Genomic DNA, 19,836 nt, shown 5'->3' with positions numbered 1-19,836 from the left:
CGCCCACCCGGACACACCCGGCACCGCCCACTCAGACGCCCTCAACCGGCGCCAACCCGGCGGAGCTCATACGCTCGGGTCATGTCAGAGGTGTACGCGGCCCGCCGGACGCGTCTGAGGGAATACTGCAACGCGGGCGGCAGCGCGGCGGCGCTGGTCTCCCGCCCCGCCAATGTGCGCTATCTCGCGGGCGCCGCCCCGCACGGCGCCGTTCTGCTCCTGGGCAGGACCGAGGAGCAGGACCTCCTCGTCCGTGCCGGGCCCACGGCCGACCGCCCCACGCAGGAGCGCCCCGACGAAGCCCTGCGCGTCCAGACCCTGCCCGGAGCCGGGGGCGGTGATCCGGCCGTCGCGGCCGCCGGTCTCGCCGCGCGCCAGGGCGCGGACTCCCTGGCGGTGGAAGAGCACCACCTCACGGTGGCCCGGCACAGAGCCCTCGGCTCGGTCGCCCCCCTGCTGCGTCTCACCGGCCTCGGCAGCGCCGTCGAGCAGCTCAGGGTCGTCAAGGACGAAGAGGAGATCTCCTGTCTGCGCATCGGCGCCGAGATCGCCGACCAGGCCCTCGGCGAACTCCTGGAGTCGATCCTCGTGGGCCGCACCGAGCGCCACCTCGCCCTGGAACTGGAGCGGCGACTCGTGGATCACGGGGCGGACGGGCCGGCCTTCCCGACGTCGGTGGCCACCGGGCCGAACGCCGGCCGCCCCGGCCACCGGCCCACCGACCGCCGGGTCGAGGAGGGCGACTTCCTCTCCGTCTGCCTGGGCGCGACGTACCGCGGCTACCGCTGCGAGATCGGCCGCACGTTCGTCATCGGCACCGCTCCGGCGGACTGGCAGATCGAGCTGTACGACCTGGTCTTCGCGGCCCAGCGGGCCGGGCGTGAGAGCCTGGTACCCGGCGCCGCCTGCCGGGACGTCGACCGCGCGGCCCGCCAGGTCCTGGACTCCGCGGGGTACACGGAGGGCCTCACGGTCCAGACCGGACACGGCGTAGGGCTCGAAATCGACGAGGACCCTCAATTGAGTCCCGCGGCCATGGGTAAACTGGACGCTTGCGTGCCAGTCACCGTCGAACCGGGGGTCCACCTCCCGGGCCGGGGCGGTGTCCGGATCGATGACACGCTCGTCGTCCGCCCCGAGGCGGACGGCGGACCCGAGCTACTCACCATCACGACCAAGGAGCTGCTCGCCCTGTAGCCAGGCAGGTGCGTGCCCCGGGGTCGTACGTCAGTCCAGGAGATTCCGCAACCGTGGCTTCCACGAACGACCTCAAGAACGGCATGGTGCTCAAGCTCGAAGGCGGCCAGCTCTGGTCCGTCGTCGAGTTCCAGCACGTCAAGCCCGGCAAGGGCCCGGCCTTCGTGCGCACCAAGCTCAAGAACGTGCTCTCCGGCAAGGTCGTCGACAAGACCTTCAACGCCGGCGTCAAGGTCGAAACGGCCACCGTCGACAAGCGCGACATGCAGTTCTCCTACATGGACGGCGAGTACTTCGTCTTCATGGACATGGAGACCTACGACCAGCTGCACGTCGACCGCAAGGCCGTCGGTGACGCCGCCAACTTCCTGATCGAGGGCTTCACCGCCACCGTCGCGCAGCACGAGGGCGAGGTGCTCTTCGTCGAGCTGCCCGCCGCCGTCGAGCTCGTCATCCAGGAGACCGAGCCGGGCGTCCAGGGCGACCGCTCCACCGGCGGCACCAAGCCCGCCATCCTGGAGACCGGTCACCAGATCAACGTGCCCCTCTTCATCACCACCGGTGAGAAGATCAAGGTCGACACCCGCACCAGCGACTACCTCGGCCGGGTGAACAGCTAACCGTGGCTGCCCGCAACACGGCCCGTAAGCGCGCCTTCCAGATCCTCTTCGAGGGGGACCAGCGCGACGCCGAAGTGCTGACCGTCCTCGCGGACTGGGTCCGGCTCTCCCGGGCGGACACCCGGCAGCCCCCGGTCGGCGAGTACACGATGGAGCTGGTCGAGGGCTACGCGAAGCACGCGAAGCGCATCGACGAGCTGATCGCGCAGTACTCGGTCGGCTGGACGCTGGACCGGATGCCCGTCGTCGACCGCAACATCCTGCGGCTCGGCGCCTATGAGCTGATCTGGGTCGATGCGACGCCGGACGCCGTCGTCCTCGACGAGATGGTGCAGCTGGCGAAGGAGTTCTCCACGGACGAGTCGCCCTCGTTCGTGAACGGCCTGCTCGGCCGCCTGAAGGAACTCAAGCCCTCGCTCCGCCGCGACGAGGTCTGAGACAGACCACATGCCGGAGGGCCCGCAGCGTGACTGCTGCGGGCCCTCCGGCGTTCCCGTACCTCCAGAGGCCTCCAGGTGCGGCCGTGCGCGGTGAGGCCCTGAGAACGCCACCGGGGTGGCCGAGAACCATACGGTTTCGGCCACCCCGGCGGTACGTTTCTGCTGGGCCCGCAGAGCGGGTCAGGCCTCCTCGTGGGACGCCACCGCGCGGCGCGCGTCAGCGTCCAGGACACCCCAGCTGATCAGCTGCTCCGTGAGGACGGACGGCGACTGGTCGTAGATGACGGCGAGTGTGCGCAGGTCGTCCTGGCGGATCGACAGCACCTTGCCGTTGTAGTCACCGCGCTGCGACTGGATCGTGGCCGCGTAGCGCTGCAGAGGGCCCGCCTTCTCGGCCGGCACCGTGGCCAGCCGCTCCAGGTCCAGGACCAGCTTCGGCGGCGGCTCGGCGGCCCCGCCCGGGGTCGTGCCCGGAAGCAGCTCCTGCACCGGAACGCCGTAGAAATCCGCCAGCTCGGCAAGGCGCTGTACGGTCACGGCACGGTCGCCGCGCTCGTACGAACCGACCACGACCGCCTTCCAGCGTCCCTGGGACTTCTCCTCGACACCGTGGAGGGAAAGGCCCTGCTGGGTGCGGATCGCCCGGAGCTTGGCTCCGAGCTGTTTGGCGTATTCGCTGGACATATAGCTCCCCGGCACTGTGTCGACGCGTCTGACGTGGGTGCCAGTCCGCGCGGCTGGTAACTCACTGTGAGGTTACGCAGCGTTACTCTGCCGCGTCAAGCCGAATGGTCCGTGCCGACTCTTCCGTGGTATCGGCGTTGCGTTAGGCCGAATGGGTGATCCGAGGGGGCCATCGGAGCGACAACGGGGACCTGCTACCGTGTATGGCGCAATCCCGACGTCCTTTAACGTCCGTCCCGTGAGGCGGAGAAGGAGGTCCGTTTCATATGGACACGCACGACACGCAGTCCGATGCCCGGCCCGTTCTCGAAGGGCCCGACATCGCGCGGGTACTGACCCGCATCGCCCACGAGATCGTCGAACGCGCCAAGGGCGCCGACGACGTGGTGCTCCTCGGCATTCCGACCCGAGGCGTCTTCCTCGCCCGGCGCATCGCGGACAAGCTGGAGCAGATCACCGAGCGCAAGATCCCGTGCGGCTCGCTCGACATCACCATGTACCGCGACGACCTGCGCATGCACCCGCCGCGCGCACTCGCCCGCACCGAGATCCCCGGTGACGGCCTCGACGGCAAGCTCGTCGTCCTCGTCGACGACGTGCTCTTCTCCGGCCGCACCATCCGCGCCGCCCTCGACGCGCTGAACGACCTCGGGCGCCCGCGCGCGGTGCAGCTCGCCGTCCTCGTCGACCGCGGTCACCGCGAACTGCCCATCCGCGCCGACTACGTCGGCAAGAACCTCCCCACGTCGTTGCGGGAGACGGTCAAGGTCCAGCTCGCCGAGGAGGACGGTCGCGACACCGTGCTGCTCGGTGCCAAGCCGGCCCCCCGGTAGCGCTCCAGGCCGTACGCCGCTGTCGTACGCCCGCTCAGTGCGCGCCCCGGCGCGCCCGCCTGCCCCGAATCTCCCGAATGAACTGCCTTACGGAGCCTGACAGATGCAGCGTCATCTCATCTCGGCCGCCGACCTCACCCGTGACGACGCCGTCCTGATCCTCGACACCGCCGAGGAGATGGCCCGGGTCGCCGACCGGCCGATCAAGAAGCTGCCGACCCTGCGCGGCCGCACGATCGTCAACCTCTTCTTCGAGGACTCCACCCGGACCCGGATCTCCTTCGAGGCCGCCGAGAAGCGGCTGTCCGCGGACGTCATCAACTTCTCCGCCAAGGGCTCCAGCGTCTCCAAGGGCGAGTCCCTGAAGGACACCGCCCAGACCCTGGAGGCCATGGGCGTCGACGCCGTCGTCATCCGGCACGGCGCCTCCGGGGCCCCGTACCGGCTGGCGAACTCGGGCTGGATCGACGCGGTCGTCGTGAACGCCGGCGACGGTACCCACCAGCACCCCACGCAGGCGCTGCTCGACGCCTTCACCATGCGCCGCCGCCTGATCGGCCCCGACGCCGGACTCGGCCAGGACCTCGAAGGCAAGCGCATCACGCTCGTCGGCGACGTCCTGCACAGCCGGGTCGCCCGCTCCAACGTCGACCTGCTGCACACCCTCGGCGCCGAGGTCACCCTCGTCGCGCCGCCCACGCTCGTGCCGGTCGGCATCGAGACCTGGCCCTGCGAGGTTTCCTACGACCTCGACAGCACGCTGCCCAAGTCCGACGCGGTGATGATGCTGCGCGTCCAGCGCGAGCGCATGAACGCCGCGTTCTTCCCGACCGAGCGCGAGTACTCCCGCCGCTACGGCCTCGACGGCGACCGCATGGCGCGGATGCCCGAGCACGCCATCGTGATGCACCCCGGCCCGATGGTCCGCGGAATGGAGATCACCGCCGAGGTCGCCGACTCCGACCGCTGCACCGTCGTCGAGCAGGTCGCAAACGGAGTGTCCATCCGGATGGCCGTCCTGTACCTGCTGCTCGGGGGCAACGAGCCCGCCGTCACCCACCCCCGTACCGAGGAGAAGTAAGACAGATGAGCAAGATCCTGATCCGTGGTGCGAAGGTGCTCGGCGGCGAGCCGCAGGACGTGCTGATCGACGGCGGGACGATCGCCGCCACCGCCCGGCAGGGCGAAATCGACTGGAGTGGCAGCGGGCTGTCCGCCGAGGGTGCCGAGGTCGTCGAGGCCGAGGGCAAGGTGCTGCTGCCGGGCCTGGTCGACCTGCACACCCATCTGCGCGAGCCCGGCCGTGAGGACTCCGAGACCGTCCTCACCGGCACCCGGGCCGCCGCCTCCGGCGGCTACACCACCGTGTTCGCCATGGCCAACACCTTCCCGGTCGCCGACACCGCCGGTGTCGTCGAGCAGGTCTGGCGGCTCGGCAAGGAGCACGGCTACTGCGACGTCCAGCCCATCGGCGCCGTCACCGTCGGCCTGGACGGCAGGAAGCTCGCCGAGTTGGGGGCCATGCACGAGTCGGCCGCCGGCGTCACCGTCTTCTCCGACGACGGCAAGTGCGTCCACGACGCCGTGATCATGCGCCGCGCCCTGGAGTACGTGAAGGCCTTCGGCGGCGTCGTCGCGCAGCACGCGCAGGAGCCGCGGCTGACCGAGGGCGCCGAGATGAACGAGGGCATCGTCTCCGCGGAGCTGGGGCTCGGTGGCTGGCCCGCGGTGGCCGAGGAATCGATCATCGCCCGGGATGTCCTGCTCGCCGACCACGTCGGCTCCCGCGTCCACATCTGCCACCTGTCGACCGCCGGATCCGTCGAGATCGTCCGCTGGGCCAAGTCCCGCGGCATCCAGGTCACCGCCGAGGTCACCCCGCACCACCTGCTCCTCACCGACGAGCTGGTCCGCACGTACAACCCCGTCTACAAGGTGAACCCGCCGCTGCGCACCGAGCGGGACGTGATGGCCCTGCGCGAGGCGCTCGCCGACGGCACGATCGACATCGTCGCCACCGACCACGCCCCGCACCCGCACGAGGACAAGGACTGTGAGTGGGCCGCGGCCGCCATGGGCATGGTCGGCCTGGAGACCGCGCTGTCGGTGGTGCAGGAGACCATGGTCGACACGGGTCTGCTGGACTGGGCCGGCGTCGCCGACCGGATGTCCGTCAAGCCCGCACAGATCGGACAGACCTCGGTCCAGGGGCGTCCCGTCTCGGCTGGTGAGCCCGCCAACCTCACCCTGGTCGACACGGCATACCGTGGGCTCGTGGAACCCGCGGGCTTCGCCTCGCGCAGCCGCAACACCCCCTACGAGGGCCGTGAGCTGCCGGGCCGTGTGACGCACACGTGGCTGCGGGGCAAGGCCACGCTCGTCGACGGGAAGCTCACGTGACACCTGTACTCCTGCTGGCCGCCGAGAAGGAATCGGCGCAAGTGACCGACTGGGCCGCCCGCATCGGCTGGGTCGTCGGCCTCGCCCTGTTCGTCGCGCTCGTCTACTGGCTGATGCGCGAGGGCTGGAAGTGGCGCGGCACCCTCCAGGGCGACCTGCCCGAGCTGCCCGTCACGCCGGACGACCCGGGACCCGCGAAGCTCACGCTGAGCGGCCGCTACCACGGCTCCACCACGGCCGGGCAGTGGCTCGACCGCATCGTCGCGCACGGCCTGGGCACCCGCAGCCGCGCCGAGCTCACCCTCACGGACGCCGGCCTCGACGTGGTACGCCCCGGTGCGAGCGACTTCTTCGTCCCGGCCGCACAGCTGCGCGAGGCCCGGCTCGACAAGGGCATCGCCGGCAAGGTCCTCACCGAGGGCGGCCTGCTCGTCGTCACCTGGTCGCACGGCGACCGGCTGATCGACTCCGGGTTCCGCTCCGACCACGCGGCCGAGCACAACGACTGGGTCGAAGCCGTCAACTCCATGATCGAAACGAACACCAGGGAAGGCGCCGAACGATGACCACCTCCACCAGGGGAGCCGCCAAAACTCCCGCCGTACTCGTCCTGGAGGACGGCCGGATCTTCCGCGGCCGTGCCTACGGGGCCGTGGGGGAGACCTTCGGCGAAGCGGTGTTCTCCACCGGCATGACCGGCTACCAGGAGACCCTCACCGACCCCTCGTACCACCGCCAGGTCGTGGTGATGACCGCGCCGCACGTCGGCAACACCGGCGTCAACGACGAGGACATGGAGTCCAAGCGCATCTGGGTCTCCGGCTACGTCGTGCGCGACCCTGCGCGCGTGCCGTCCAGCTGGCGCTCCCGGCGCACGCTGGACGAGGAGCTGGACGCCCAGGGCGTCGTCGGCATCAGCGGCATCGACACCCGCGCTCTCACCCGCCACCTGCGCGAGCGCGGCGCCATGCGCGTCGGCATCTTCAGCGGCGGCGCGGTCCAGGACGACGCCGCGCTGCTGGCCCGCGTCCAGGAAGCCCCCCAGATGAAGGGCGCGAACCTCTCCGCGGAGGTCGCCACCACCGAGCCCTACGTCGTCCCGGCCATCGGCGAGAAGAAGTTCACCGTCGCCGCCGTCGACCTCGGCATCAAGGGCATGACCCCGCAGCGCATGGCCGAGCGTGGCATCGAGGTGCACGTGCTCCCGGCGACCGCGACCCTCGAGGACGTGTACGCGGTGAACCCGGACGGCGTGTTCTTCTCCAACGGCCCGGGCGACCCGGCCACCGCCGACCACCCCGTCTCCGTGATGCGGGGCGTCCTGGAGCGCGGCACCCCGCTCTTCGGCATCTGCTTCGGCAACCAGATCCTGGGCCGCGCGCTCGGCTTCGGCACCTTCAAGCTGAAGTACGGCCACCGCGGCATCAACCAGCCGGTGCAGGACCGCACGACCGGCAAGGTCGAGGTCACCGCCCACAACCACGGCTTCGCCGTCGACGCCCCGCTCGACCGGATCTCCGAGACCCCGTTCGGCCGCGCCGAGGTGTCCCACGTCTGCCTGAACGACAACGTGGTGGAGGGGCTCCAGCTCCTCGACCGCCCCGCCTTCAGCGTCCAGTACCACCCCGAAGCGGCAGCAGGCCCGCACGACGCCGCCTACCTGTTCGACCGCTTCACGTCTTTGATGAGCACAGTCCAGATGGAGGGCCAGCGTGCCTAAGCGCACCGATATCCAGTCCGTCCTGGTCATCGGCTCCGGCCCGATCGTCATCGGACAGGCCGCCGAGTTCGACTACTCCGGCACCCAGGCGTGCCGCATCCTGCGCGCCGAGGGCCTGCGAGTCGTCCTGGTGAACTCCAACCCGGCGACGATCATGACCGACCCGGAGATCGCCGACGCCACCTACGTCGAGCCGATCACCCCCGAGTTCGTCGAGAAGATCATCGCCAAGGAGCGCCCCGACGCGCTGCTGCCCACCCTGGGTGGCCAGACGGCCCTCAACACCGCCATCTCCCTGCACGAGGCCGGCACGCTCGACAAGTACGGCGTCGAGCTCATCGGCGCCAATGTCGAGGCGATCAACAAGGGCGAGGACCGGGACCTCTTCAAGAACGTCGTCGAGGCCGTCCGCACGAAGATCGGGCACGGCGAGTCCGCCCGGTCCTACATCTGCCACTCCATGGACGACGTCCTCAAGGGTGTCGAGGAACTCGGCGGCTACCCGGTCGTCGTCCGCCCCTCCTTCACCATGGGCGGCGCCGGCTCCGGCTTCGCCCACGACGAGGAGGAGCTGCGCCGCATCGCCGGCCAGGGCCTCACGCTCTCCCCGACCACCGAGGTGCTCCTGGAGGAGTCCATCCTCGGCTGGAAGGAGTACGAGCTGGAGCTGATGCGCGACAAGCACGACAACGTCGTGGTCGTCTGCTCCATCGAGAACTTCGACCCCATGGGCGTGCACACCGGCGACTCGATCACGGTCGCGCCCGCGATGACCCTCACCGACCGCGAGTACCAGACCCTGCGCGACATCGGCATCGCCGTCATCCGCGAGGTCGGGGTCGACACCGGCGGCTGCAACATCCAGTTCGCGGTGAACCCCGAGGACGGCCGGGTCATCGTCATCGAGATGAACCCGCGCGTGTCCCGGTCCTCGGCGCTCGCCTCCAAGGCGACCGGCTTCCCGATCGCCAAGATCGCCGCCAAGCTCGCCGTCGGCTACACCCTCGACGAGATCCCGAACGACATCACCCAGGAGACCCCCGCCTCCTTCGAGCCGACGCTCGACTACGTGGTCGTGAAGGCCCCGCGCTTCGCCTTCGAGAAGTTCCCGAGCGCGGACTCCACCCTCACCACCACCATGAAGTCCGTCGGCGAGGCCATGGCCATCGGCCGCAACTTCACCGAGGCATTCCAGAAGGCGCTGCGCTCGCTGGAGAAGAAGGGCAGCCAGTTCACCTTCGTCGGCGAGCCCGGCGACAAGTCCCAGCTCCTGGAGCAGGCGGTCCGCCCCACCGACGGCCGGATCAACACCGTCATGCAGGCCATCCGCGCGGGCGCCACGCCCGAGGAGGTCTTCGAGTACACGAAGATCGACCCCTGGTTCGTCGACCAGCTCTTCCTGATCAAGGAGATCGCCGACGAGCTGGCCGAGGCCCCCGAGCTGACCACCGGCCTGCTCGCCGAGGCCAAGCGGCACGGCTTCTCCGACCAGCAGATCGGCGAGATCCGCGGCCTGCGCGAGGACGTCGTCCGCGAGGTCCGGCACGCGCTCGGCATCCGCCCGGTCTACAAGACGGTCGACACCTGCGCCGCCGAGTTCGCCGCGAAGACGCCCTACTTCTACTCGTCCTACGACGAGGAGACCGAGGTCGCGCCCCGCGAAAAGCCGGCCGTCATCATCCTGGGCTCCGGCCCGAACCGCATCGGCCAGGGCATCGAGTTCGACTACTCCTGCGTCCACGCCTCCTTCGCGCTGAGCGACGCGGGCTACGAGACGGTGATGGTCAACTGCAACCCGGAGACCGTCTCCACGGACTACGACACCTCCGACCGCCTGTACTTCGAGCCGCTGACGCTGGAAGACGTGCTGGAGATCGTCCACGCCGAGCAGCAGGCCGGGCCGGTCGCGGGCGTCATCGTCCAGCTCGGCGGCCAGACCCCGCTGGGCCTGTCGCAAGCGCTGAAGGACAACGGCGTGCCGATCGTCGGCACCTCCCCGGAGGCCATCCACGCCGCCGAGGACCGGGGCGCCTTCGGCCGGGTCCTCAAGGAGGCGGGCCTCCCGGCCCCCAAGCACGGCACCGCCACCACCTTCGCCGAGGCCAAGGCCATCGCCGACGAGATCGGCTACCCGGTCCTCGTGCGCCCCTCGTACGTCCTCGGCGGGCGTGGCATGGAGATCGTCTACGACGAGACCCGGCTGGATTCCTACATCGCCGAGTCGACCGAGATCAGCCCCTCCCGGCCGGTCCTGGTCGACCGGTTCCTCGACGACGCGATCGAGATCGACGTCGACGCCCTCTACGACGGCGAGGAGCTCTACCTCGGCGGCGTCATGGAGCACATCGAGGAGGCCGGCATCCACTCCGGCGACTCCGCGTGCGCCCTGCCCCCGATCACGCTCGGCGGCTTCGACATCAAGCGCCTGCGCGCCTCCACGGAGGGCATCGCCAAGGGCGTCGGGGTGCGCGGCCTGATCAACATCCAGTTCGCGCTCGCGGGCGACATCCTCTACGTCCTTGAGGCCAACCCGCGCGCGTCCCGGACCGTCCCCTTCACCTCGAAGGCGACGGCGGTGCCGCTGGCCAAGGCCGCCGCCCGGATCTCACTGGGCGCCACGATCGCCGAGCTGCGCGCCGAGGGTCTCCTCCCGGCGAACGGCGACGGCGGCGAGCTGCCGTTCGACGCGCCGATCTCCGTGAAGGAGGCCGTCATGCCGTGGTCGCGCTTCCGCGACATCCACGGCCGCGGCGTCGACACGGTCCTCGGCCCGGAGATGCGCTCCACCGGCGAGGTCATGGGCATCGACTCCGTCTTCGGCACGGCGTACGCCAAGTCGCAGGCCGGCGCCTACGGCCCGCTGCCCACCAAGGGCCGCGCGTTCATCTCGGTCGCCAACCGCGACAAGCGCTCGATGATCTTCCCGGCCCGCGAGCTGGTCGCACACGGCTTCGAGCTGCTCGCCACGTCCGGCACGGCCGAGGTCCTCAAGCGCAACGGCATCAACGCCACCATCGTGCGCAAGCAGTCCGAGGGCACCGGCCCGAACGGCGAAAAGACCATCGTCCAGCTCATCCACGACGGCGAGGTCGACCTCATCGTCAACACCCCGTACGGCACGGGCGGCCGCCTCGACGGCTACGACATCCGTACGGCGGCCGTGGCACGCTCCGTGCCCTGCCTGACGACGGTCCAGGCGCTCGCGGCGGCGGTCCAGGGCATCGACGCCCTCAACCGCGGCGACGTGAGCGTCCGATCGCTCCAGGAACACGCGGAACACCTGACCGCGGCCCGCGACTAGCAACCCCGAGGGGGACACCGGAAACGGTGTCCCCCTCTTCGTGAGGACGCCATGTCTTCGTGAGGACATCATGTACAAGAATTTCTTCCGACTCGTCTTCAAGAGGCTGGACCCGGAACAGGCCCACCACCTGGCCTTCCGCTGGATCCGCCTGGCCGCCCGCGTGCCCGTGCTGCGCACCTTCCTCGCGGCCGCCCTCGCGCCCCGCCACAAGGAGCTGCGAACCGAGGCCCTCGGGCTGCGCATGCACGGCCCCTTCGGGCTCGCCGCGGGCTTCGACAAGAACGCCGTCGGCATCGACGGCATGGCCATGCTGGGCTTCGACCACGTCGAGATCGGCACGGTGACCGGCGAACCGCAGCCCGGCAACCCCAAGCAGCGGCTCTTCCGCCTGGTCGAGGACCGCGCGCTGATCAACCGCATGGGCTTCAACAACGACGGCTCGCTCCGTGTCGCCGCCCGCCTGGCCTCCCGCACGCCCGTCTTCAAGCCGGTCGTCGGCGTCAACATCGGCAAGACCAAGGCCGTACCGGAGGAGGAGGCCGTCGCGGACTACGTGAAGTCCGCCGAGCGGCTCGCCCCGTACGCCGACTACCTGGTCGTCAACGTCTCCTCGCCGAACACGCCGGGTCTGCGCAACCTCCAGGCGACGGAGGCGCTCCGCCCCCTGCTGAGCGCCGTCCGCGAGGCCGCCGACCGCGCCGTGTCCGCGCGACACGTCCCGCTCCTCGTCAAGATCGCGCCGGACCTCGCAGACGAGGACGTCGACGCCGTCGCCGACCTCGCCGTGGAGCTCGGCCTGGACGGGATCATCGCCACGAACACCACCATCGCGCGCGAGGGGCTCGGCCTGAAGTCCGACCCCACCCTGGTCAAGGAGACCGGCGGCCTGTCCGGGGCACCCCTGAAGGACCGCTCCCTGGAGGTCCTGCGCCGCCTCTACGCGCGCGTGGGCGACCGGATCACCCTCGTGGGCGTCGGCGGGATCGAGAACGCCGAGGACGCCTGGCAGCGCATCCTGGCAGGCGCCACCCTGGTCCAGGGCTACAGCGCCTTCATCTACGAGGGGCCGTTCTACGCTCGCGACCTCCACAAGGGGCTCGCCGCGCGCCTGCGCACCAGCCCGTACGCCACGCTCGCCGACGCGGTGGGCGCCGACGTGAGGAAGACGGCATGAGCGGTCTCGAACCCTTCGGCGCGCGCCTGCGCCGGGCCATGGACGAACGCGGCCCGCTGTGCGTCGGCATCGACCCGCACGCCTCCCTGCTCGCCGAGTGGGGCCTGAACGACGACGTGGCCGGCCTGGAGCGGTTCAGCCGCACGGTCGTCGAGGCGGTGGCCGACCGGGTCGCCGTGCTCAAGCCGCAGAGCGCGTTCTTCGAGCGCTTCGGCTCGCGCGGCGTCGCTGTCCTGGAGAAGTCGGTGGCCGAGGCCCGGGCGGCGGGCGCGCTGGTCGTCATGGACGCCAAGCGCGGCGACATCGGCTCGACCATGACCGCCTACGCCGAGTCCTTCCTGCACAAGGACGCTCCGCTGTTCTCCGACGCCCTGACGGTCTCGCCGTACCTCGGTTACGGATCGCTCGGCCCGGCCGTGGCGCTGGCCCGGGAGAACGGCGCCGGACTGTTCGTGCTGGCGCTGACGTCCAATCCGGAGGGCGGCGAGGTCCAGCACGCCGTGCGCTCCGACGGCCGGAGCGTCGGAGCGACGATGCTCGCCCACCTGGCCGCCGAGAACACGGGGGAGGAGCCCCTGGGGTCGTTCGGCGCGGTCGTCGGCGCCACCCTCGGTGACCTGTCGACGTACGACCTGGACATCAACGGTCCGCTCCTGGCACCAGGCATCGGCGCCCAGGGCGCCACGCCGGCCGATCTTCCCGGCGTCTTCGGCGCGGCGGTGCGCAACGTCGTGCCGAACGTCAGCCGGGGGGTGCTACGCCACGGTCCCGACGCGGTCGCTCTGCGTGACGCCGCGGAGCGCTTCGCGGAGGAGATCCGGCGCGCCGTGACGCCGGCGTGAGGCGGTCCAGACCTTACCGCGAGACCTCCGATGCGTGGTCAGCGGCCCCCTTGAGTCTGAATACATCCTCAAATCCGGGGCAGTATGTCCTAAATGTCCGTTCAGATGAAGGCTGACCAGGACTTTTCCGCTGTTCTCGCTGACTCTGGCGGACTTGCCCGCTAGTCTCCGACGAGAGAACGGGCAAGCGTGTGTTGCTCGTGGCTCCCCAGGTGTGGGGCGACTAGGTTCCTCACCGGTCCGTATCCGACAGTTCGACATCCGAGGTGACGTAGGCGTGGCTCTTCCGCCCCTTACCCCTGAACAGCGCGCAGCCGCGCTCGAAAAGGCCGCCGCGGCTCGCCGGGAGCGGGCCGAGGTCAAGAATCGACTCAAGCACTCCGGCGCCTCCCTTCACGAGGTCATCAAGCAGGGCCAGGAGAACGACGTCATCGGCAAGATGAAGGTCTCCGCCCTTCTGGAGTCGCTGCCCGGCGTGGGCAAGGTCCGCGCCAAGCAGATCATGGAGCGACTCGGCATCTCCGAGAGCCGCCGCGTGCGGGGTCTCGGTTCCAACCAGATCGCCTCCCTGGAGCGCGAGTTCGGCAGCACCGGCTCCTGAATCGGGAGTTCCGGGGAAGCGAGTCCCGGGCACTCCGCGATTGCTGGATAATCGCTGCATGGCTGCAACACCCCGGGGGACGACCCCCGTACCCCCGGACGTACGTCCGCGGCTGACCGTGCTCTCCGGCCCTTCCGGGGTCGGCAAGAGCACGGTCGTCGCTCATATGCGCAAGGAACACCCCGAGGTCTGGCTCTCGGTGTCGGCGACGACCCGCAAGCCCCGCCCCGGCGAGCAGCACGGAGTCCACTACTTCTTCGTCTCCGACGACGAGATGGACAAGCTGATCGCCAACGGGGAACTCCTGGAGTGGGCCGAGTTCGCCGGCAATCGCTACGGCACGCCGCGTGCGGCCGTGCAGGAGCGCCTGGAGAACGGCGAGCCCGTCCTCCTGGAGATCGATCTGCAGGGCGCCCGCCTGGTCCGCCAGTCGATGCCCGAGGCCCAGCTGGTGTTCCTGGCTCCTCCCTCCTGGGAGGAGCTCGTGCGCAGACTGACCGGGCGGGGCACCGAACCGCCCGAGGTGATCGAGCGCCGGCTCGCGGCGGCGAAGATCGAACTCGCGGCCGAGCCGGAGTTCGACACCACCCTGGTCAACACCTCCGTCGAGGACGTGGCGCGCGAGCTGCTAGCCTTGGTCGACGTCGTGTGACCATCGCTGATCGTTCCGGTCGGCTGATCAACCCGACAAATTCTTTCCCATCCATCGGAAGGTAGAGCGTGTCCTCTTCCATCTCCGCGCCCGAGGGCATCATCAACCCGCCGATCGACGAGCTCCTCGAGGCCACCGACTCGAAGTACAGCCTCGTGATCTACGCGGCCAAGCGTGCCCGCCAGATCAACGCGTACTACTCGCAGCTCGGCGAGGGTCTCCTCGAGTACGTCGGTCCTCTCGTCGACACCCACGTCCACGAGAAGCCGCTCTCGATCGCCCTCCGCGAGATCAACGCGGGGCTCCTGACGTCCGAGGCCGTCGAGGGCCCGGCGCAGTAAGCAGCATCTACAGCTCGACGCTGACTTGTCCACAGGCCCGGCAGGCCGACTGCCGGGCCTGTGGTGTGTCATGGAGTCGTACGGTGTGCCGGTTGCCGAGGTCCGGGGAGAGACGTGGACAAGCCGAAGGTCGTTCTGGGGGTCAGTGGCGGCATCGCCGCGTACAAGGCCTGTGAGCTGCTACGGCGGCTGACGGAGTCGGGCCACGAGGTGCGTGTGGTGCCCACCGCCTCCGCACTGCACTTCGTGGGTGCCGCCACATGGTCCGCGCTCTCCGGCAACCCGGTCTCCACCGAGGTGTGGGACGACGTGCACGAGGTCCCGCACGTCCGCATCGGGCAGCACGCCGACCTGGTCGTCGTCGCCCCCGCCACCGCCGACACCCTCGCCAGGGCGGCCCACGGCCTCGCCGACGACCTCCTCACCAACACACTGCTCACCGCCCGCTGCCCGGTCGTCTTCGCCCCCGCCATGCACACGGAGATGTGGGAGCACCCGGCCACCCAGGAGAACGTGGCGACGCTGCGCCGCCGTGGCGCCCTCGTCATCGAGCCCGCCGTGGGCCGTCTGACGGGCGTCGACACCGGTAAGGGCCGGCTGCCCGACCCGGGCGAGATCTTCGAGGTCTGCCGTCGCGTCCTGGCCCGGGGCGTCACTGAGCCCGACCTCGTGGGCCGGCACGTCGTCGTCAGCGCCGGCGGCACCCGCGAGCCCCTGGACCCCGTCCGCTTCCTCGGCAACCGCTCCTCGGGCAAGCAGGGCTACGCCCTCGCCCGCACCGCCGCCGCCCGCGGCGCCCGTGTCACCCTGATCGCGGCCAACAGCACCCTGCCGGCCCCGGCGGGCGTGGACGTCGTCCCGGTCGGCACCGCCGTGCAGCTGCGCGAGGCGGTGCTGCGGGCCGCCCCGGAGGCCGACGCCGTGGTGATGGCGGCCGCGGTGGCGGACTTCCGCCCGGCGGCGTACGCGGCAGGGAAGATCAAGAAGAAGGACGGCCAGGAGCCGGAGCCGGTCACCCTGGTGCGGAATCCGGACATTCTCGCGGAGATCTCGGCCGACCGGGCCCGCCCCGGACAGGTGGTCGTCGGCTTCGCCGCGGAGACGGACGACGTCCTGGCCAACGGCCGCGCCAAACTCAAGCGCAAGGGCTGCGATCTCCTGGTCGTGAACGAGGTGGGGGAGCTCAAGACCTTCGGTTCCGAGGAGAACGAGGCGGTCGTGCTCGGCGCCGACGGCAGCGAGACCGCGGTGGCGCACGGGCCCAAGGAAGCCCTGGCCGAGACCGTGTGGGACCTCGTGGCCGAGCGCCTGAACTGATGGCTCAGTCGTCGCGTACCCCCGCGAAAGCGGGGGGATCGGGGCGTGGCGCCTCTGGCCAATGCCGCTCGGCATTGGGCAGAATGCCCGTGCCGCAGGTCACAGCACTCCCGAGTGGCGAGACGGGGGGACCGTGGCCGAAGCGTGACCCGTAAACTGTTCCACGGACGGCGCCGGGTGCAGCCCCCGCCGTCCGCCAACGATCAGCCAGCAGCCGCTGCAACCTCAGGGAGCGTTGTGTCCCGTCGTCTGTTCACCTCGGAGTCTGTGACCGAGGGTCACCCCGACAAGATCGCTGACCAGATCAGCGACACCATTCTCGACGCGCTTCTGCGCGAGGACCCGTCATCCCGGGTCGCCGTCGAGACCCTGATCACGACCGGCCTGGTGCACGTGGCCGGCGAGGTCACGACCAAGACGTACGCGGACATCGCGACGCTGGTCCGCAGCAAGATCCTCGAAATCGGCTACGACTCCTCCAAGAAGGGCTTCGACGGCGCTTCCTGCGGCGTGTCGGTGTCGATCGGCGCGCAGTCCCCGGACATCGCCCAGGGCGTGGACACGGCGTACGAGAACCGTGTCGAGGGTGACGACGACGAGCTCGACAAGCAGGGCGCGGGCGACCAGGGCCTGATGTTCGGCTACGCGACGGACGAGACGCCGACGCTGATGCCGCTGCCGATCTTCCTGGCGCACCGCCTGTCGAAGCGTCTGTCCGACGTGCGCAAGAACGGCACGATCCCCTACCTGCGTCCGGACGGCAAGACGCAGGTGACCATCGAGTACGACGGTGACAAGGCGGTCCGCCTGGACACCGTGGTGGTCTCCTCCCAGCACGCCTCCGACATCGACCTGGACTCGCTCCTGGCTCCGGACATCAAGGAGTTCGTCGTCGAGCCGGAGCTCAAGGCGCTGCTGGACGAGGGCATCAAGCTCGACACGGAGAACTATCGCCTCCTGGTCAATCCGACCGGCCGTTTCGAGATCGGCGGCCCGATGGGTGACGCCGGCCTGACCGGCCGCAAGATCATCATCGACACCTACGGCGGCATGGCCCGTCACGGTGGTGGTGCGTTCTCCGGCAAGGACCCGTCCAAGGTCGACCGTTCAGCGGCGTACGCGATGCGCTGGGTCGCGAAGAACGTCGTGGCCGCGGGCCTCGCCACCCGGTGCGAGGTCCAGGTCGCGTACGCGATCGGCAAGGCCGAGCCGGTCGGCCTGTTCGTCGAGACCTTCGGCACCGCCAAGATCGACACGGAGAAGATCGAGAAGGCGATCGACGAGGTCTTCGACCTCCGTCCGGCCGCCATCATCCGCGACCTCGACCTGCTCCGCCCGATCTACTCCCAGACCGCGGCGTACGGCCACTTCGGCCGCGAGCTTCCCGACTTCACCTGGGAGCGGACGGACCGCGTGGACGCGCTGCGCAAGGCCGCGGGGCTGTAGGTCCCGCCCTCCAGGGCATGGCGTGAGGCCCGGCCCCCATCGGGGAGCCGGGCCTTGCCGTGTCCCCGGGGCCTCCCGCGGGGCGCCGGTTGTCAGTGACGTTTGGTAAGAATGCAAGCGTGAGCAGCGAGAACGAACAGGCGGGCGGCGGGGCCGAGGGTGCGCCGCCCGAGCAGCTCGCGCTCATCCGGGACAGTGTGCGCAAGGCCAGGACGCCCCGGGCCAAGCCGCGGACCTGGCGGGGGGCGGCGCTCGCCAAGAAGCTCCCCGTCGCACGCGTCCTCGTCGACAAGGGCGTCCTCCATCTCGACCGGTACTTCGACTACGCCGTGCCCGAGGACCTGGACGCGGACGCCCAGCCGGGCGTGCGGGTGCGGGTGCGGTTCGGGGCCGGACGCCATCGCGTGCGGGACGGGCGGCGCGAGGGCGGCGGGCTGATCGACGGGTTCCTCGTCGAGCGGCTGGCCGCGTCCGACTACGCCGGGCCGCTGGCAGCACTCGCCCAGGTCGTGTCGCCCGAGCAGGTGCTGAGCGGGGAACTGCTGGGACTGGCCAGGGCGGTCGCCGACCGGTACGCCGGCAGCCTCGCCGACGTTCTGCAGCTCGCCGTGCCACCGCGCAACGCACGAGCCGAGCAGCGGCCCTCCCCCGAGCCGCTGCCACCACCCCCGGCGCCCGGGGCGGAATCCTGGCAGCGCTACGAGCGGGGAGCGGCTTTCCTGGGGTCTCTGGCCTCCGGCGGAGCGCCCCGGGCCGTGTGGAACGCGCTGCCCGGGCCGCAGTGGAGTGATGGGCTGGCCCGGGCCGTCGCCGCGACGCTGGCCTCCGGGCGCGGGGCGCTCGCCGTCCTGCCCGACGGACGCGCGGTCGCGCGGGTCGACGCAGCCCTGACCGCCCTGCTGGGGGAGGGGCGGCACGCGGTGCTCACCGCCGACGCCGGCCCCGAGAAGCGGTACGCGCAGTGGCTCGCCGTGCGGCGCGGTTCCGTACGGGCCGTGATCGGGACCCGGGCCGCGATGTTCGCACCGGTCCAGGACCTCGGCCTGGTCGCCCTCTGGGACGACGGCGACGACAGCCACAGCGAGCAGCACGCCCCGCAGCCCCATGCCCGGGAGGTGCTCCTGTTGCGGGCCGCGCAGGACAAGTGCGGTTTCCTGCTGGGGAGCTGGGGCTGCACGGTGGAGGCCGCGCAGCTCGTCGAGAGCGGCTGGGCGCGGCCGCTCGTCGCCGGCCGGGACCAGGTACGGGCGGCCGCCCCGCTCGTCCGGACGGTCGGGGACCAGGACCTCGCCCGCGACGAGGCCGCCCGGGCCGCCCGGCTGCCGACCCTCGCCTGGCAGGCCGTCAGGGAGGGCTTGCGGCACGGCCCGGTGCTGGTGCAGGTGCCCCGCAGGGGGTACGTGCCGCGCATGGCGTGTGCCGGCTGCCGGGCGCCCGCGCGGTGCCGGCACTGCTCCGGGCCGCTGGAGGCACCGGACGGCAGTGCGCTGAACTGCGGGTGGTGCGGACGCGAGGAAACCGGCTGGCACTGCCCGGACTGCGGTTCCTTCCGCCTGCGCGCCTCGGTCGTCGGGGCCCGGCGGACCGCCGAGGAACTCGGCCGGGCCTTCCCCGCCGTGCCGGTGCGCACCTCGGGGCGGGAACACGTACTCGACACGGTGCCGGGGTCGCCCGCGCTGGTCGTGAGCACGCCGGGGGCCGAGCCCGTCGCCGAGGGCGGGTACGCGGCGGCGCTGCTGCTGGACGGGTGGGCCATGCTCGGGCGGCCCGATCTGCGGGCCGGGGAGGACGCGTTGCGGCGGTGGATCGCGGCCGCGTCCCTCGTCCGGCCCCAGTCGGACGGCGGCACGGTGGTGGTCGTGGCCGAGCCGACGCTGCGGCCCGTGCAGGCGCTCGTCCGGTGGGATCCCGTCGGTCACGCGGTGCGGGAGCTCGCAGAGCGCGCCGAGCTGGGTTTTCCGCCGGTGTCGCGGATGGCGGCCGTGTCGGGGCCTGCGGAGGCGGTGGCCGACTTCCTCCGGACGGCCGAACTGCCGCCAGAGGCAGAGGTGCTGGGGCCGGTTCCGCTGCCCGTCCCCGCCGCCGGGCGACCGCGGCGGACGGGGGCGCCGCCGCCCGGTGAGCAGTGGGAGCGGGCGTTGCTGCGGGTGCCGCCTGGGAAGGGCGCCGCGCTGGCCTCCGCGCTCAAGACCGCGCAGGCCGCCCGGATGGCCCGGGGGAGCGGAAGCGGGGTCGGTGTGTGGGTGCGGGTCTGTCTCTTATACA

General features: G+C 70.8%; 18 protein-coding genes. 17 read left to right on the top strand and 1 reads right to left on the bottom strand.

Features of this window, described 5'->3' with window-relative positions; all coding sequences use genetic code 11:
- The first annotated feature begins 81 nt into the window (after positions 1 to 81).
- Genes C1J00_RS18345 through nusB form a run of 3 tightly spaced genes read left to right on the top strand, consistent with a single transcriptional unit; the run spans position 82 to position 2,254 of the window.
- Positions 82 to 1,197 (top strand): aminopeptidase P family protein, encoded by a 1,116-nt coding sequence (locus tag C1J00_RS18345; RefSeq protein WP_102910156.1) that lies wholly within the window; start codon positions 82 to 84, stop codon positions 1,195 to 1,197.
- Positions 1,198 to 1,250: 53 nt separating this feature from the next.
- Positions 1,251 to 1,817: an elongation factor P gene (gene efp / locus C1J00_RS18340; RefSeq protein WP_031138970.1), complete on the top strand. Its 567-nt coding sequence runs from the start codon at positions 1,251 to 1,253 to the stop codon at positions 1,815 to 1,817.
- 2 nt (positions 1,818 to 1,819) lie between these two features.
- Positions 1,820 to 2,254 (top strand): transcription antitermination factor NusB, encoded by a 435-nt coding sequence (gene nusB / locus C1J00_RS18335; protein WP_102910155.1) that lies wholly within the window; start codon positions 1,820 to 1,822, stop codon positions 2,252 to 2,254.
- Between the two features lie 183 nt (positions 2,255 to 2,437).
- Here the strand turns inward: nusB and bldD are convergent, their stop codons facing one another.
- Positions 2,438 to 2,941 carry a transcriptional regulator BldD gene (gene bldD, locus C1J00_RS18330; RefSeq protein ID WP_018570201.1) on the bottom strand — a complete coding sequence of 168 codons (504 nt, stop codon included), beginning with the start codon at positions 2,939 to 2,941 and terminating at the stop codon, positions 2,438 to 2,440.
- A gap of 266 nt (positions 2,942 to 3,207) precedes the next feature.
- Here bldD and pyrR point away from each other — a divergent pair, with 266 nt between their 5' ends.
- The 14 genes from pyrR to C1J00_RS18260 all read left to right on the top strand — a co-directional run.
- On the top strand, positions 3,208 to 3,774 hold the full coding sequence (gene pyrR / locus C1J00_RS18325; protein ID WP_102910154.1) for a bifunctional pyr operon transcriptional regulator/uracil phosphoribosyltransferase PyrR: 567 nt from the start codon (positions 3,208 to 3,210) through the stop codon (positions 3,772 to 3,774).
- A gap of 103 nt (positions 3,775 to 3,877) precedes the next feature.
- Entirely contained in the window at positions 3,878 to 4,855 is a 978-nt protein-coding gene (locus tag C1J00_RS18320) for an aspartate carbamoyltransferase catalytic subunit (protein ID WP_102910153.1), read from the top strand.
- 5 nt (positions 4,856 to 4,860) lie between these two features.
- A complete protein-coding gene (locus C1J00_RS18315; RefSeq protein ID WP_102910152.1) occupies positions 4,861 to 6,174 on the top strand; it encodes a dihydroorotase in 1,314 nt (437 codons plus the stop codon).
- Positions 6,171 to 6,740, top strand: coding sequence for a PH-like domain-containing protein (locus C1J00_RS18310; RefSeq protein ID WP_102910151.1), 570 nt, complete (start codon positions 6,171 to 6,173; stop codon positions 6,738 to 6,740). The genes C1J00_RS18315 and C1J00_RS18310 overlap by 4 nt, the downstream gene beginning before the upstream one ends.
- Positions 6,737 to 7,894 carry a glutamine-hydrolyzing carbamoyl-phosphate synthase small subunit gene (carA, locus tag C1J00_RS18305; protein WP_102910150.1) on the top strand — a complete coding sequence of 386 codons (1,158 nt, stop codon included), beginning with the start codon at positions 6,737 to 6,739 and terminating at the stop codon, positions 7,892 to 7,894. Before C1J00_RS18310 ends, carA begins: the two co-directional genes overlap by 4 nt.
- Positions 7,887 to 11,195 (top strand): carbamoyl-phosphate synthase large subunit, encoded by a 3,309-nt coding sequence (carB, locus tag C1J00_RS18300; protein WP_102910149.1) that lies wholly within the window; start codon positions 7,887 to 7,889, stop codon positions 11,193 to 11,195. The genes carA and carB overlap by 8 nt, the downstream gene beginning before the upstream one ends.
- A 70-nt stretch (positions 11,196 to 11,265) precedes the next feature.
- Positions 11,266 to 12,372: a quinone-dependent dihydroorotate dehydrogenase gene (locus tag C1J00_RS18295; RefSeq protein WP_102910148.1), complete on the top strand. Its 1,107-nt coding sequence runs from the start codon at positions 11,266 to 11,268 to the stop codon at positions 12,370 to 12,372.
- Complete coding sequence (gene pyrF, locus C1J00_RS18290; RefSeq protein WP_102910147.1) at positions 12,369 to 13,214, top strand: orotidine-5'-phosphate decarboxylase; 846 nt, start codon at positions 12,369 to 12,371, stop codon at positions 13,212 to 13,214. The genes C1J00_RS18295 and pyrF overlap by 4 nt, the downstream gene beginning before the upstream one ends.
- Before the next feature lie 277 nt (positions 13,215 to 13,491).
- Positions 13,492 to 13,815 (top strand): integration host factor, encoded by a 324-nt coding sequence (locus C1J00_RS18285; RefSeq protein WP_003977346.1) that lies wholly within the window; start codon positions 13,492 to 13,494, stop codon positions 13,813 to 13,815.
- Positions 13,816 to 13,873: 58 nt separating this feature from the next.
- On the top strand, positions 13,874 to 14,467 hold the full coding sequence (gmk, locus tag C1J00_RS18280; RefSeq protein WP_102910146.1) for a guanylate kinase: 594 nt from the start codon (positions 13,874 to 13,876) through the stop codon (positions 14,465 to 14,467).
- Between the two features lie 68 nt (positions 14,468 to 14,535).
- Positions 14,536 to 14,808, top strand: a complete 273-nt coding sequence (gene rpoZ, locus C1J00_RS18275; protein WP_003988945.1) for a DNA-directed RNA polymerase subunit omega — start codon at positions 14,536 to 14,538, stop codon at positions 14,806 to 14,808.
- Between the two features lie 114 nt (positions 14,809 to 14,922).
- Complete coding sequence (gene coaBC / locus C1J00_RS18270) at positions 14,923 to 16,125, top strand: bifunctional phosphopantothenoylcysteine decarboxylase/phosphopantothenate--cysteine ligase CoaBC (protein WP_102910145.1); 1,203 nt, start codon at positions 14,923 to 14,925, stop codon at positions 16,123 to 16,125.
- A 237-nt stretch (positions 16,126 to 16,362) separates the two neighbouring features.
- Positions 16,363 to 17,571 carry a methionine adenosyltransferase gene (gene metK / locus C1J00_RS18265; protein WP_102910144.1) on the top strand — a complete coding sequence of 403 codons (1,209 nt, stop codon included), beginning with the start codon at positions 16,363 to 16,365 and terminating at the stop codon, positions 17,569 to 17,571.
- A 119-nt stretch (positions 17,572 to 17,690) separates the two neighbouring features.
- Positions 17,691 to 19,836, top strand: a 2,146-nt coding sequence (locus C1J00_RS18260) for a primosomal protein N' (RefSeq protein ID WP_102910143.1), incomplete at its 3' end; no start/stop codon positions are given.

The organism is Streptomyces cahuitamycinicus (genome assembly GCF_002891435.1).
Classification (GTDB): domain Bacteria; phylum Actinomycetota; class Actinomycetes; order Streptomycetales; family Streptomycetaceae; genus Streptomyces; species Streptomyces cahuitamycinicus.
The sequence above is the reverse complement of the archived record's forward strand: the minus strand, read 5'-3'. Positions and strand labels throughout refer to the sequence as shown.